The organism is Pseudoalteromonas sp. TB64, from assembly GCF_000498095.1.
In the GTDB taxonomy this organism is placed as follows: domain Bacteria; phylum Pseudomonadota; class Gammaproteobacteria; order Enterobacterales; family Alteromonadaceae; genus Pseudoalteromonas.
In genome coordinates this window covers 32,173-47,254 of the sequence record NZ_AUTQ01000186.1, presented here as the reverse complement: position 1 = coordinate 47,254, position 15,082 = coordinate 32,173, and the positions used below count along the sequence as shown (strand labels likewise).

General features: G+C 37.7%; 10 protein-coding genes and 1 pseudogene. 5 read left to right on the top strand and 6 right to left on the bottom strand.

The genetic code is table 11. The annotated features are described in order from the left end of the window. Window positions 1–1,925: M13 family metallopeptidase (locus L647_RS0115495; protein WP_024611866.1), on the top strand; the 1,925-nt coding region annotated here is incomplete at its 5' end. 288 nt (window positions 1,926–2,213) lie between these two features. Here L647_RS0115495 and L647_RS0115490 read toward each other — a convergent pair. The 4 genes and pseudogenes from L647_RS0115490 to L647_RS0115475 all read right to left on the bottom strand — a co-directional run bounded on the left by L647_RS0115490 (window position 2,214) and on the right by L647_RS0115475 (window position 8,869). Continuing rightward, window positions 2,214–3,281, bottom strand: coding sequence for a phosphotransferase (locus L647_RS0115490; RefSeq protein WP_024611865.1), 1,068 nt, complete (start codon window positions 3,279–3,281; stop codon window positions 2,214–2,216). A gap of 22 nt (window positions 3,282–3,303) precedes the next feature. Beyond that, window positions 3,304–3,702, bottom strand: a complete 399-nt coding sequence (gene mutT, locus L647_RS0115485) for an 8-oxo-dGTP diphosphatase MutT (protein ID WP_024611864.1) — start codon at window positions 3,700–3,702, stop codon at window positions 3,304–3,306. A 68-nt stretch (window positions 3,703–3,770) separates the two neighbouring features. Then, window positions 3,771–6,472, bottom strand: a pseudogene (gene secA / locus L647_RS01000000124390) (preprotein translocase subunit SecA). A gap of 369 nt (window positions 6,473–6,841) precedes the next feature. Then, a complete protein-coding gene (locus L647_RS0115475; protein WP_024611863.1) occupies window positions 6,842–8,869 on the bottom strand; it encodes a methyl-accepting chemotaxis protein in 2,028 nt (675 codons plus the stop codon). A gap of 116 nt (window positions 8,870–8,985) precedes the next feature. Here L647_RS0115475 and L647_RS0115470 point away from each other — a divergent pair, with 116 nt between their 5' ends. Beyond that, entirely contained in the window at window positions 8,986–9,756 is a 771-nt protein-coding gene (locus L647_RS0115470; RefSeq protein ID WP_024611862.1) for an NADP-binding protein, read from the top strand. A gap of 277 nt (window positions 9,757–10,033) precedes the next feature. Further along, window positions 10,034–11,695, top strand: a complete 1,662-nt coding sequence (locus L647_RS0115465) for a GGDEF domain-containing phosphodiesterase (RefSeq protein ID WP_024611861.1) — start codon at window positions 10,034–10,036, stop codon at window positions 11,693–11,695. Here the strand turns inward: L647_RS0115465 and L647_RS0115460 are convergent. Next, complete coding sequence (locus tag L647_RS0115460) at window positions 11,692–12,741, bottom strand: formimidoylglutamase (protein ID WP_024611860.1); 1,050 nt, start codon at window positions 12,739–12,741, stop codon at window positions 11,692–11,694. The genes L647_RS0115465 and L647_RS0115460 overlap by 4 nt on opposite strands. 1 nt (window position 12,742) lies before the next feature. Beyond that, window positions 12,743–13,240, bottom strand: a complete 498-nt coding sequence (gene rraA / locus L647_RS0115455; protein ID WP_024611859.1) for a ribonuclease E activity regulator RraA — start codon at window positions 13,238–13,240, stop codon at window positions 12,743–12,745. A 205-nt stretch (window positions 13,241–13,445) separates the two neighbouring features. On the opposite strand from rraA, the gene L647_RS0115450 reads away from it, so the two are divergent. Next, window positions 13,446–13,985, top strand: a complete 540-nt coding sequence (locus tag L647_RS0115450) for a phosphatase PAP2 family protein (RefSeq protein WP_024611858.1) — start codon at window positions 13,446–13,448, stop codon at window positions 13,983–13,985. Further along, window positions 13,982–15,013 carry an MJ1255/VC2487 family glycosyltransferase gene (locus tag L647_RS0115445; RefSeq protein ID WP_024611857.1) on the top strand — a complete coding sequence of 344 codons (1,032 nt, stop codon included), beginning with the start codon at window positions 13,982–13,984 and terminating at the stop codon, window positions 15,011–15,013. Before L647_RS0115450 ends, L647_RS0115445 begins: the two co-directional genes overlap by 4 nt. The last annotated feature ends 69 nt before the right edge of the window (window positions 15,014–15,082 follow it).

Here is a 15,082-nt window from a genome sequence, read left to right as displayed (position 1 = left end):
ATATGGATAGTTCAGTACGCGCACAAGACGATTTTTACTACCATGTAAATGGGCAGTGGTTAGCTAAAACTGAAATACCAGGTGATAAATCTAACTACGGTTCTTTTTCGCAGTTATATGATGAGTCGCAAAAAGCGATGAAAATAGCCCTTGAAAGTGCAGCCGGAAACAAAGCCGCTAAAAAAGGCAGTGATGAGTACAAAATTGGTGCATTTTATAAAAGCTATATGAATAAAGATGCGCGTAATGAGTTAGGTATTACGCCATTACAACCGTCATTAGATACAATTGATAGCGTTAAATCTAAAGCTGATTTAGTGGGTTTAATGGCTAAAATTCAAAAACAAGGCGGTACTTTACCGTTTGGTTGGTTTGTAAATAACGATGCTAAAAACTCAAGCGAGTATGCATTGTATTTATCTCAGTCGGGTCTTGGTTTACCTGATCGTGACTATTACTTAAAAGATGACGAAAAATTCACTAAAATTCGCGCTTCTTACGAGCAATACATCACTGATGTTTTAACAAAGTCAGGCGTTAAAAATGCAGCAGAAGCTGCTAAGAGCGTACTTGCATTTGAAAAAACACTAGCTGATGCTCAATGGAGCCGTGTGCAAAGCCGTGATGCAACTAAATCTTATAACAAGATGACAGTAGCAGATGCAAGCAAGTTGATGGGTGACCTTGATTTAGCTGCATTCTTTAAAGATGCAGGCGTGAGTGCAAGTGACATTATTGTACGTCAACCAAGCTACTTAGAAGCACTTGCTACTATTTACAAAGACACTGATTTAGCGACGTGGAAAAACTACTTAAAATTTCATTTTGTAAGTGGTTATGCAGAGCTACTTAGTGAAGATTTAGTTAACCTTAACTTTGACTTTTACAGCACAACACTTCGTGGCGTAGAAGAACAAGCACCTCTTTGGAAGCAAGCGGTTGATGCATCTAACAGTGTACTTGGTGAAATTTTAGGTAAGGTATACGTTAAAGATAACTTCCCGCCAGAAGCGAAAGCACGCATGGAAGAGCTAGTTGATAACGTAATTAAAGGTTACGGCGTTGCTATTGAAAATCTTGAGTGGATGAGCCCTGAAACAAAGCTTGCAGCGAAAGAAAAACTAGACAAATTTACGCCTAAAATTGGTTACCCAGACACGTGGAAAGATTACTCAGAGCTAGATATTAACTCAGATGAGCTAGTAGGTAATTACATTCGTTATAGCGAATGGGCATACGCAGACATGATCGCAAAATTGGGTAAACCAGTTGATCGCTCTGAGTGGCATATGACTCCGCAAACAGTAAATGCGTATTACAACCCAGTAAACAACGAAATTGTATTTCCAGCCGCTATTTTACAACCGCCATTCTTTAATTTAGAAGCGGATGATGCAGTAAACTACGGTGCAATTGGCGCAGTAATTGGGCATGAGCTTGGTCATGGTTTTGACGACCAAGGCGCTAAATACGACGGTGACGGTAACTTACGTAACTGGTGGAGCGAGACTGACCTTAAACAGTTTGAAGAACGCACAGCAGCTTTAGTTGCACAGTACAACGAATATAAACCTTTTGAAGATGCAAGTGTTAATGGTGAGCTAACGCTTGGCGAAAACATTGGTGACTTAGGTGGCTTAACGGTTGCGCATAAAGCGTATATGCTGTCTTTAGGTGACAAAAAAGCGCCAGTGATTGATGGCTACACAGGCGATCAACGTTTCTTTATGGGCTGGTCACAAATTTGGCGTCGAAACTATCGCGATGAAGAGTTACGTAATCGTTTACTAACAGACCCTCATTCACCAAGTCACTACCGTGTAATCGGTATCTTGTCGAATATGCCTGAGTTTTACAAAGCGTTTGACGTAAAAGAAGGTGATAAAATGTATATCAAACCAGAAGATCGTGTAAAAATTTGGTAATTTACTAAATAGACCGATTTAAAGTTAACAAAAAACCAGTAAGTTTTTAGCTTACTGGTTTTTTTGTATCTTGAATTTGTAAATAACCTGAACTATGGATAATAAATCTATCTCAAGCAGCTATTTTCAGCGCTAACTGCGTTGAATTTACTTGCAATAGGCCAGCTATTGACGCGTAAATTCGCCTTGTTTTCACTAAAAATCTCTGGCTAGAGAAAATAAATTTAAATATCACCATGATTCAATACGTTAATAAATCTCTTAACCAGAGTTCAGGTTAAATAAGCTTTAGCTCATCAAACACTCATGCATCCATTTTTCGTTACTGAGTATGTTTTTATAAAGCGCTAGTTGGTTTTGTGCTCGCTCTAAATTATGCTCTGCATGAGCCACTTTAAAGTACACATCGTTATTTAAGTAATCAGTTAAAAAGCGCACACTTAACATGAGCGGCATTATTTTAGCGCCTAGTAGCAGGCTTTCTTGTTCTTGTTTACTCATGCTACTTTTTAATGGCGTTACATAGCCTTTAACAATGGCTGAAAATATATCTTTTCGAATAACAACGTTGTGTAAGTTTGTTGAATCCTCGGCTTCGGGGGAGCAGAAAGTGCGTACCATGTCGCCAAAATCATAAAGCCTAAATCCTGCCATACAGGTATCTAAATCAATAACCGCCTTTGCTTTATGAGTTGTATTACAAAATAGCATATTATTTATTTTTGTATCGTTATGACACACTCTAAGCGGTATCTGCTTGGCAATGTTGCTAAGCTCGGTAATTAAATGCTGCTGCGATAAGCAATATTCTATTTCGTCAGCGCAGTGCTTTACTCTATTTACAGAGTTATTTGTGATTGCGGTATTTAATTGCTCAAAGCGCATCGCTAAGTTATGAAAATCAGGAATTACAGAGTGTAGTTGTTGTGCATCAAAATCTTGCAAGGCATGAGCAAATACGCCAAAGGCATAAGCTGCTTGCTCGCTCTGTTGCGCATTTTTAACAACGTCTTCGCTGTAACTGTTACTAATATAGTTAAGGATACGATAGTACGCGCTATCAATTTTTATTAAGCGCTCGTCGCTTTGTGTCGCTATATGTTTGATTATTTCAAGAGGGTAATTATTTTGCAGTTGTTTAGCATTTAGATGCTGCTCAATTAGTTTTGCATTACTTACTAACTGAGCAGGGTTTTTAAATACTTCAATATTAAGTTTTTGCACAATAAACTGTTTATCAATACATCTAAGTAGCCATGTACTATTTATATGGCCGCTACTAATCACACTAACTTGAGTTAACTCAGGATTTAATGCTAATTGTTCGCTTAGCTTATTTTGTATTGAGATGTTCATTGTGCTCACTTATGCCCATTTATTATGCGTATCGGGCAACTATTTTTTCGATAATTCCAGCATTCGCTTCAGGAAAATTATAATTTTCTAATTCACTAATTGCTACCCATTCACTAGGTTGCCCTTCAGCGCCATGTGCTTCACCGCTAAAGTTACTTACTATGTGTACATCTAATTTAACGCACTTATCGCCGTAGTCATGTTCAATCACCATAAGTTGGCTAGAGCTATGAATTGTTAATCCAACTTCTTCAATAAGCTCGCGTTTAAGTGCGACAAATACACTTTCACCTGCTTCTACTTTGCCACCAGGAAATTCCCATAAACCGCCTTGATGTTGTTCATCTGCGCGTTTACAAATGAATATAGCGTTATTTTTCTTAATAACGCCAACAGCTACATGTACAATTTCTATAGTCATTACTTTAAAACTCCATAAAAAAAAGCGACGCTAGCGCCGCTTTTTAATAAGCTACTGACAATATTGGGCTATTTTAATTTACCGCAACATTGTTTGAATTTTTGACCTGATTTACAAGGACAAGGGTCATTACGACCTACTTTTGGTTCTGTACGAGCNTGGCTGTTTCAGGTGCTTCACCACCTACTTTCTCAGCTTCTTCATGTTGGTATTCGCGAGGAGCACTTTCACTTTTACGGTGTTGCTCTTCTACTTTCTCAACATCTTCTTCTGCACGTACTTGTACTTTACTTAGAATGCTTACAACATCTACTTTTAAGTTTTCAAGCATTTCAGAGAATAGCTCAAACGATTCACGCTTATACTCTTGCTTAGGATTCTTTTGCGCATAACCACGTAAATGAATACCTTGACGTAAGTGGTCCATAGCAGCAAGGTGATCTTTCCAATGCTGATCAAGACTTTGTAACATAATCGCTTTTTCGAATTGACGTAAAACAGAGTCGCCAACTTGCTCTTCTTTTTGCTTGTAAGCTTGCTCAACAGATTCTTCAATACGCTCACGAAGTTTTTCTTCGTATAGTTTATTGTCATCTGCTAACCACTGAGTAATTGGTAATTCAATTAAGAAGTCTTGTTTTAAGCGTTCTTCAAGTCCATTAATATCCCACATTTCAGCAAGGCTTTGCGGTGCAATATACTGATCAATTAGATTACTAAGAACGTCAGCACGAATTACAGTAATAGTCTCTGAAATATCGCCTTCTTCAAGTAGTTCATTACGTTGAGAGTAAACAACACGACGTTGATCGTTTGCTACATCATCGTACTCAAGTAATTGTTTACGAACATCAAAGTTGCGTGCTTCTACTTTACGCTGTGCATTTTCAATTGCACGATTTACCCATGGATGTTCAATTGCTTCGCCGCGTTGCATACCTAGTTTACGCATCATGTTAGTCATGCGCTCACCAGCAAATATACGCATTAACGAATCGTCCATCGATAAGTAAAAACGGCTTGAGCCAGCATCACCTTGACGACCAGAACGACCACGTAATTGGTTATCTATACGACGAGACTCATGACGTTCAGTACCAATGATATGTAAACCGCCGGCATCAATTACTGCATCATGGCGAATTTTCCAAGCTGCTTTAATGTCAGCAATTTGCTCAGCAGTTGGGTTCTCAAGTTTTTCAACTTCACTGTTCCAGTTACCACCTAACACGATATCGGTACCACGACCGGCCATGTTAGTTGCAATAGTTACTGTGCCTGGTAGACCTGCATCTGAAACGATATCAGCTTCTTGCGCATGAAATTTAGCATTAAGTACGTTGTGCTTAATTTTTTCTTTACGTAAAAACTGTGATAAATACTCAGAGCTTTCAATCGAAATAGTACCTACAAGCACCGGTTGTCCACGGTCTTGGCAGTCTTTAATATCAATTAAAATAGCTTCGTATTTTTCTTCTTGCGTTAGGTAAACTAAATCAGCGCGATCATCACGAACCATCGGCTTATTAGTTGGCATAACTACAGTATCTAGACCGTAAATAGATTGAAACTCAAAAGCTTCAGTATCGGCAGTACCTGTCATACCTGCTAGCGTTTCGTATAAACGGAAGTAGTTTTGGAACGTAATAGATGCAAGTGTTTGGTTTTCGTTTTGAATATTTACACCTTCTTTAGCTTCAACAGCTTGGTGTAAACCTTCTGACCAACGACGACCTTCCATTGAACGACCAGTGTGCTCATCGATAATGATTACTTCGTTTTCTTTTACTACGTAATCAACATCTTTTTGGTATAGCTTGTGAGCACGAAGGGCTGCATAAACATGGCTTAGTAGCGTAATACTTGCTGCTGAATAAAGCGAATCGCCTTCTTCAATTAAGCCGCGTTCAGTAAGTAGCTCTTCTACTTTAATTTGACCACGTTCTGTTAAGTGAACTTGCTTAGACTTTTCATCGATAGTGTAATCGCCGTCGCCTTCAACACCTTCTTCGTCTTCTTTTTCTTGAAGTTCAAGTAAAGGAACGATGGTATTTATTTCAGTGTATAACTCTGAGCTATCTTCAGCTGGGCCTGAAATAATAAGCGGGGTACGTGCTTCATCTATTAGGATTGAATCCACTTCATCCACAACAGCATAAAATAATGGACGTTGTACACGTTCATCAATGCTAAATGCCATGTTGTCACGAAGGTAGTCAAAACCAAATTCGTTATTTGTACCGTAAGTAATATCAGCTGTGTATGCTAGCTTTTTCTGCTGTGGCATCATACCTGGTACGTTACAGCCTACACTCAAACCTAAGAATTCAAATAATGGACGGTTTGTTTCAGCATCACGTTTAGCAAGGTAGTCATTCACGGTAATTACGTGAACGCCTTTCCCAGTTAAGCCATTTAAGTAAGCTGGTAGGGTAGCTGTTAGTGTTTTACCTTCACCGGTACGCATTTCTGCAATGCGACCTTGATGTAAAACCATGCCGCCTAATAGCTGTACGTCGAAGTGGCGCATGCCATTTACACGATTTGACGCTTCACGTACCACAGCAAAGGCCTCTGGTAGTATGTCGTCAAGACTTTGCCCGTTATCGTAACGTTCTCTAAACTCAACTGTTTTAGCTTTTAAGTCTTCATCAGAAAGCGCTTCTAATTGCGTTTCTAGTGTATTGATTAGCGCGACCGTCTTTCTAAAGTTTTTAATAGTGCGGTCATTGCGACTACCAAAAATTTTGGTAAATAAATTAGATATCATGATAAAACCGTTACAATGTATTCTTTGCTAGCCGAGTATCGGCTAACCCATTTTTAACAATTGGCAATTAATATGTACTTTTAAGTAACACTTAGAACATATTAATTAGCAATTTTGTATTAAACTGCTTAAAAGTACTGTTTACTACGTGCGCTACTATACCAGACTCTGCCAAACAACAAACTATCTCAACAAAAAGATGTGTATTTAAAATAGAAAAATTTGATCTGGTTCGTAAAAATAACTTAATGCCTTAAATTACATTTAAATAGCCATTAACGCTAAAGATATGGTGGTAAATAAATTAAAAACAAGGGCTGTGTGCCTGCTTAAACTTTAGACTTAAACATGCACACAAAATCTCCGATTTTATAATTTAAATTGATTAACCGTTTTGTTTAGTGCAGCTGCTAAATCACTCAGGTCGCGTGCTTCATCAGCGAGTACATGAGCATGATTAGCTGTGCTATTCACTAAGCTATTAATTGCCGATAGACTCGTGTTTATATCTTCTGCTACCACTGTTTGTTGCTCTGTTGATGTTGCAATTTGATGACTTTGGTCTTGCACTTTAGTTACCGATAATGCAATGTTTTGCAGTGAAGTCAGTACTTCTTTTGTTTGCGAGACAGAGCCTTCTGTTTGTTCTTGACCTTGTAGCATCATGAGCGATGCTTGCTGGGCAATTTGTTGCAAACGCGAAATCATATTACGAATATCATCGGTTGATTCTTGTGTTCGACTCGCTAGCGAGCGTACTTCATCAGCAACCACCGCAAAGCCTCTACCATGTTCGCCAGCCCTAGCTGCTTCAATAGCTGCATTTAGCGCAAGTAAATTAGTTTGATCAGCAATGGAGTTAATTACGTCGACTAGCGCACCAATGTTATTACTTTCTTGTTCAAGCCCTGCAACGACTTTAGAGGCTTCACCGATATGAAGTGCAAGTTCAGTCATTACTTTTTGAGCTTGTGCTGAGCGGTTAGCGCCTTCAGCGGTAATAGCTTGTACTTCTTCGGCTGCGTTATTTGTATTTTGTGCATTGCGTGAAATTTCAAGCACGGTAGTCGCCATTTCAGTTACCGCAGCACTAACGCTATCTACCTGTTGTTTTTCTTGCTGAATTTCTGAGTTTGTTTGCTCTGATACCGTTTTTAATTGAGCCGCAGCGTTACTTAATTGCTCTGCTTGAGCTGCTGTTTCTAGCATCATTACGCGTAACTTATCAATAAAGGTATTCATATGATTAGCTAACTGGCCAACTTCATCTTGGCTATCAATATTAATTTTTTGTGTTAAGTCGCCTTCGCCTGATGCTATGTCGCGCATAATATTAGTAAGCGTAGTTATTGGTTTTGAAATCATTTGTGTAGCCCATAAAATCATGGCTAAAATAATGATCAAAATAACAACAACAGCTGTGGTTGTGGTTGTTACTGCTGCATTTACAGGTTCCTCAATCATGCTTGTTGGAATGAGCAAACCTACGTACCAATCTAAATAAGGTTCTTCTAGCTGTAAACGATTATAAACCACATAAAATTGCTCACCTTTTAAGGTAACTATTTGGCTGCCTTTTAAGTTATTACGCATTTGTGTATTTAGGGTTTTAAAACCTGTGGTATCTGTAAATTGTTGCTCAAGCGCATCAAGCCCTTCCTTTCCATTAGGGCCTTCGTCTGTAATTGAAAGTTTATGTCCCGTCGCTTTTGAAAAATGCACAACCTTTTGATTACCGTCCAGCAAAAAACCATAACCTTTACCGTTAAATCGGATATTTTCGACCATGTCGTTAATTTTATTAAGCTGTAAATCAACTCCACCCATACCAATTAGCTTTTGTTGAGTGTTATAAACGGGTTGTTGTACTACTGCAGATGCATTTCCAGTAGTTAAATCTACAGATATAGGACCTACATAGAGCTTATTGATTTGCATTGCTTCTTGCCACCAACCTCGCTTATAAGCGTAGTAAGGTTTGCCATCGTAGTGAGTGGTGCGCTCGTTTTCTTTAAAATATTCACCAGTTGAAGCTGAGGCAAAAAATGCGGATAAAATATTGTCATCATTTGCGCTTATACGTACAAAATCTTGGTTTATTTCGCTGTAACCAGGCGCATTTTCAATTGTTTGGTCACGGGTATTCCAGTTTTCAAAAAAGTTTATTAAATGTGGATTATTAACAAAGGTTGATACCATTTTACCGTACATTGCAAAGTAACTTTGCATTGAGAGTTGCTCGGTTTGTAGGTAACTTTGTGCTTCGTTTTCTATGTTTACTCTGGAGAGGTTAGCGATGTGTTTAACAAAAAAAATGGAGGTAATAATCAGTAAAATAGTAATTGTTCCACCGATCAATAATAATATTTTCTTCCGTAATGATAAATTATTCAGCATGGGTACACATATTTTTATTATTTAGTAGATTATATCTAATCATATCTCGTTGAAAATCTCTATAAAGTTAGATAGAAAGCAATAATTATGCGTTTAAAATTAAGGTTTATACAAAAATGGAAGATAAAATTAATAAATTAGTAGTACTAGGTGCTGGTTGGTTGGGTCATGCTTTATGTTTAAGTGCAAAGCAAGTTAGTTGGCAAGTGCAAGGTACACATAGAAGTAATGAGCACAAATACGATTTCGAACGACAGTTTTTGCTAAAAGACGAGCAATTAACACATCAAATTGACTTACAAGATGCTTACTGGGTTTGTGCTATCCCGCCGCGTAGTCGACACAGTGAAAGCAATTATCCGGAAACACTTACCGCAGCATTAAAACTTTCAAAAACGTTAAATGCAAAAGGCTTTTTATTATGCTCATCAACAGGTGTTTACGATCAAGAGGCTGGTGTATACACCGAAAGTAACGATATTTCATGCACTAACGAGCGACAAATAAAGCTTTATGAAGCTGAAGAACAAGTGCTTTCACAAGATGGAAAAGTGCTGCGTTTAGCTGGGTTATTAGGTCCAAATAGAGAGCCTGGTCGTTTTGTTGCAGGTAAAGAGCTTAATACCTCAAGCCAGCAAGTAGTAAATATGGTGCATCAACAAGATGTAATTAATGCAATTTTTGCGGTTATAAAGCACTGGCAAGTGGGGCAAAATATTTATAATGTGGTTAATCCTTCGCACCCAACAAAAGCGGATTATTATGCCGAAAAATGCGTGCAACATGGCGGTGAACTACCTCGTTTTACCAGTAATGACAAAGCTGAGCGTAAAGTTGTTGGCTCAGCTATTGAGGCGTTAGGATTTAGTTATCGGTATGGTATTTAATGTATAGAAAGCTTTAGGATTAAAGACTGTTGTGGACTAAAGACTGGTGATTAGATCGATACTGTAGATTAGAGAATAAATTTCCTATCATAACTAAGTTATCAATTTTGCGTAAATAAACTGTTAAAATTATGGATTTTGGGTAAACTTAGTTAGTTTGTATTAATTTTATCCATAATAAATATTTTTTAACTGATTTTTTGATAATACGAGTGGCGCTAATTTGAGTGTATTAACCGACAGTAACTTTCCTATATTTTTTAGTGGTGCGCTATTAATGGCAATGATCGCCACTTTATTTACGATCAAAAATAATAGTATTAAATTTAGCTATTTATGCACTGCGGCTATTGGTTTGGCTATTCTAAGCAGTGGTACTGCTTGGCTTGCTATTTTACTCGCTTTTGGATTTTGCTTTCATTTATGGCAGGCTTTTGAGCGTAATAACTGGAGTATGATTATAGTAAGCGCCACGGCAGGTTTGTTGTTTGTAGTGCTATTTTCTGCATTTTTATTATTACAAGTGCCTTTATTTTGGGTAATACTGGCTATTTTATTATTATCTATAGTGGGTTTTATTAATGATGATTCACCTATTACAAAGACAATAGCCGAATTTGAGCCTGGGCAAGAAACATTTATTGAAAATTCACCATTAACAGCGTTTGCTGATAGAAAAACATTACGTCAAAGATATTATATGTGGCGTGGTGACAAGCAAATAAAAGCCACTTTGGTTGTTATTCGCTTAGAGGGGTTTGATGAGGTTAATCAGCATATTGGACGCAATTTTGGTGATTTACTGTTGGCGCAATCTGCTAATAGAATTAAAAATTTATTAGAGAGTGACGAAATAGTCGATTTAGGCTCAAAGGAGAAGCTGGCACATTTGGGTGGGCTTAACTTCGCATTTATTTGTAGTCTCGAAAATCAAAAATATCTTCATGAACAATTAATAAAACAAATATTAGATGCAACGCTTAAGCCTTTTAATGTTGCTAATTGCACGTTAGAAATAAAAGCGAGAGCTAGCTATGTTGATTGCGATGAGCAAGGCGATGACTTTGATAATTTAATTTCTTACGCTTACCTTGCACTAGATAGTCATCCGCAACGTCAAATTGTTGCATACCATAAGCAAATGACAGTTGAGCAGCAAGAACAGCAAGCTCGTTTAAAAGAGCTCGCTAATATCGACTTTTCGAGTGAGTTAGAGCTATATTTTCAACCTATCATTTGTAATGAGAGCGGTCAGATTGAATTTTTAGAGTTACTTCTGCGTTGGCAGCATCCTAAGCAAGGTATTTTATCAGCAAACCGATTTATTGATGATATTAGAATTGCAGGGCTAGCTTACCCATTAGCTACGTTTGTTATAGAGCGTGCAGCAGAGCTTGCAATGGCATTGAGAATGGAAGGTATTGCAATACCACTTAGTATTAACGTATTCGGTCCTGAAATGCTTAATGAAGAGTTTGTTGAGTTTGTTGATAAAGTGACAAGTAATCATCATTTAGAGGCTGGAGATTTAATTGTCGAATGTCCATTACATGTTTTTACCAGCTTAGATAACAAGGGTAGGGCAATGATTGCTCGTCTTAATAATATAGGCTTAAAAGTATGTGTAGATGGTTTAGGTGATAACCCTGTATTACTATCTAAGTTATCGAGTTTAGCCGTAGAGTATATTAAAGTGGCGCCGTCATTAACGGCTGATTTTAGCAATCAAAATAATATACGTAGTTTAGTAGGTGGTATGGTCGAAATGCATAACCAGCTAAAAACAAAAGTGATTTTTGAAGGTGTAGAAACGCTTGAGCAGCTTAAATTTGTTAAAAGCTTAAATGGATACGCGGCACAAGGTTATTACTATGGTCACCCACTGAGCAGTATAGGTTTAATGAGCTGGTTAAAAGAGTGGCGACTAGCTCAGAATTAAATATTATATTTACTTTGAAGATAACTATTTACGAGTGCGCTAATTACTTGCCCGCAATGATCTATTCCACTATCTAATCCATTGGGATGTTGGCTTGGTGCTGCTTCGCTTAAGTGTAAATATTTAGATTGGCACTTTTTGGCGGCTAAATACACAAAATGCTCAGTGTCACTTACGCTAAAACCACTGCATATGTACGTACTTGCTGGCATATAAGCAATACAGCTTACATCAACTTCGACACCTAATGGGGCTTCATTAAAGCCGCTAAGTGCACTATTAATAGCTTGGGTGAGCGTTACTTCTCGTTTAATGTGTATTGACTGATAGCTTGTAAATTTAAAGTCTGCTTTAGCCATTTCATTAATAACAGCTTGATTGTTTTTTAGCTCGTGCAAGCCAATAACATGATAGTTATTTAAGTATTGTTCGTTGTAAGCATAACGAAAGCTATTGTCACTATGACGACCTTCAGGTTCTCTAAACCCAGCATGAGGACCAAAATTTATAGCATTGATAGGCGTGTTTTTATATTTGCTTAATGCACTGATAATACCTAGAGAGTTGTTATGTCCGCCGCCAATAATAATTGGTTCGAGTCCTGCTTTAAATATAAGGTTTAAAACGCTCTCTACGCGCTCATCAATGTATTGGCATAACTCTCTTAGTTTAGTAAGCTGAGATGGTTGCTGATTATCAAGTTGATTGCTTTGAAGCATTAAATCATCAACGTCAACTTCGCCAAGTAATAATACTTTTTGAGTGTTGATAAATTGGTTATGAGGTTGATTTAAAAACTGCTGTAAAAAAGCTGGCCATGCTTGGGTAGCACCACCATTACCTAAATTAGCTTTAGGACCTATATCCTCGCAAATACCAAGTAATACATAGCGAATACCAAACTGTGCGGCATCAATAAGTGCTTGTTGTACATTTACTTGCGTATCGAGCAAGGCCATTGACTGCCAAGCCTTAGTTTCGTTTTCGCGGCTAGAGCAAAGAGCTTTAACCGCGCTTTCGTCATATACTTTTAAGTGGGTGTTCACGTTAGACTTCTACGATTTCCAATTCCAATTCTTCAGCTGATAAAACGATGCCTGTGCTGTCGGCATAAATAAAGTCATCATCAAAAAACGATACACCAGCAAAGTTAACGCCAATGGCATCTTCGCCTGCACCTTCACTGTCAGCTGCAACAGGAATTGAAGCAATTGCTTGAATTCCTAAATCTAGTTCTTCAAGTTCATCAACGTGGCGTATGGCACCGTATACAATAATACCATTCCAGTTATTTTCGCACGCTAGTTCAGCTAATTCTATATCGATTAGTGCGCGACGAGTTGAACCACCACCATCAATAAGAAGTACTAAGTCTGTACCATCTTGAGAAAGTAATTCACGGATCAGTTCATTATTTTCAAAACATTTAACCGTTTTAATGCGGCCGCCAAAACTGTGTCGACCACCAAAGTTGATGAACATTGGTTCTAGCACGTCAACCACGTCAGCAAAGTGGTCACATAAATCAGAAGTGCTGTAATCCATTATTTTACCCTCAAAAGATACATTAATTTATAGCTTAGTATACCCTCCTTATATGCAATAACAACGACTTAATCGCAGTAAATTTAAGCAAAACAAGGGCTAAAACAATAATAGCAATAATAGTGTCTCAAAAGCGTCACTCAATTGTTATTTACGACATCTAAGCTAAATAAGTGTTCATATATTATGCAGCAAGGAGTAAGTGATGGATGACAATAGTATGTTAAAAAGAGTCGCTCAAATGGATGAACAGCTCTTTTTAATTTTGTTTAATTACAACTCACCTAAATGGGTTAAAACAATAGCACTTGGATTATCGAAAAGTGGCGATGGCGGTTTGTACTTATTTACTTGCACTACTATTTGGTGGCTAGGTACAAACGAGTACCATCAGTTGTTACCCATGACTGTGCTGCTTGGATTTGTTATAGAAAGACCTATTTATTTATTAGCTAAAAATCGCTTTGCTCGTATTCGCCCATGTGATTGCTTGGTAACTAATGCTTATATAATACCAAGTGATAAGTTTAGTTTACCATCGGGTCACAGTGCTGCTGCATTTTTAGTGGCGATAATAATAAGCCACTTTTTCCCTGAATATACTTGGTTATTACTTAGCTGGGCTTGTGGTGTTGCTATTTCTCGGGTTGTGTTAGGCGTACACTTTCCGGCTGATATTGTTATTGGCGCTATTATTGGAAGCTCATGTGGTTTACTTGCTTTAGCACTGGTGATCCCTGTATGAAAATATTATACGGTATTCAAGGGACTGGAAATGGACATATAACGCGTGCACGGGTTATGGCTAATTGCTTCAAAGAATTAGCCATTGATGTTGATTATGTTTTTTCAGGGCGTGCAGGGCAAGATTATTTTGATATGCAAGAGTTCGCTCAATACAGGCATTTTCGCGGGTTATCTTTTAATACTAAAAACGGTCAAGTTAACAGCCTACAAACGCTTAAAAATGCGCGAATAGGTAAATTAATAACAGATATAAAATCACTTAACGTAAAGCCGTATGATTTTGTACTAAATGATTTTGAGCCTATTTCTGCATGGGCAGCAAAGCGCGCTGGTGTTCCGGTTGTTGGCATTAGTCATCAGGCTGCATTTTTGTCAAATAGCGTACCTATGTTTAGCAAAGGCATTTTACGAAAATCGTTTATTAAATATTATGCACCTGCAAATATATATTTAGGGGTACATTGGCAACCGTTTGCGGATAATATTATCCCCCCTTTTATTGCCAACCATGAACATGAAAACCCCGTCGCAGTACTCAATAAGGTATTGGTATATCTACCATTTGAAAACCTTAAGAGTATTGTTGATTACCTAAAAGACTTTCCCGAAAAAGAATTTTACTGTTATCACCCGTATGCTAAAAATCAGTCAATAGGGCATATTCACTTACGTTCTCCTTCGCGGACTGGTTTTTTAAATGATTTATCGAATACCAGTGGTGTTATTGGTAATGCAGGATTTGAGCTTGCCAGTGAAGCATTAAAGCTAGGAAAAAAATTATTGCTAAAGCCACTTAATGGGCAGTTTGAGCAAGCAGCTAATGCGCAAACATTACTTGCAATGGGTATGGCGCATGTAATGCATTACCTCAATCCTCAAGCGTTAGATGATTGGAATAGTGCACCACAAAATAAACAAATTAATTACCCGAGTGATCCTACACCTTTAATTAGATGGCTTGTAAAAAAACAATGGGGTGATACGCAATCACTCCATAAAGGGTTGTGGGGGAGCGTAAATCTATAATGAAAGGAAGGCAGTGAATAAAATGCATTAATTTTAAGTTGTGATTTACCAACTTAAAGTGCAATAAAA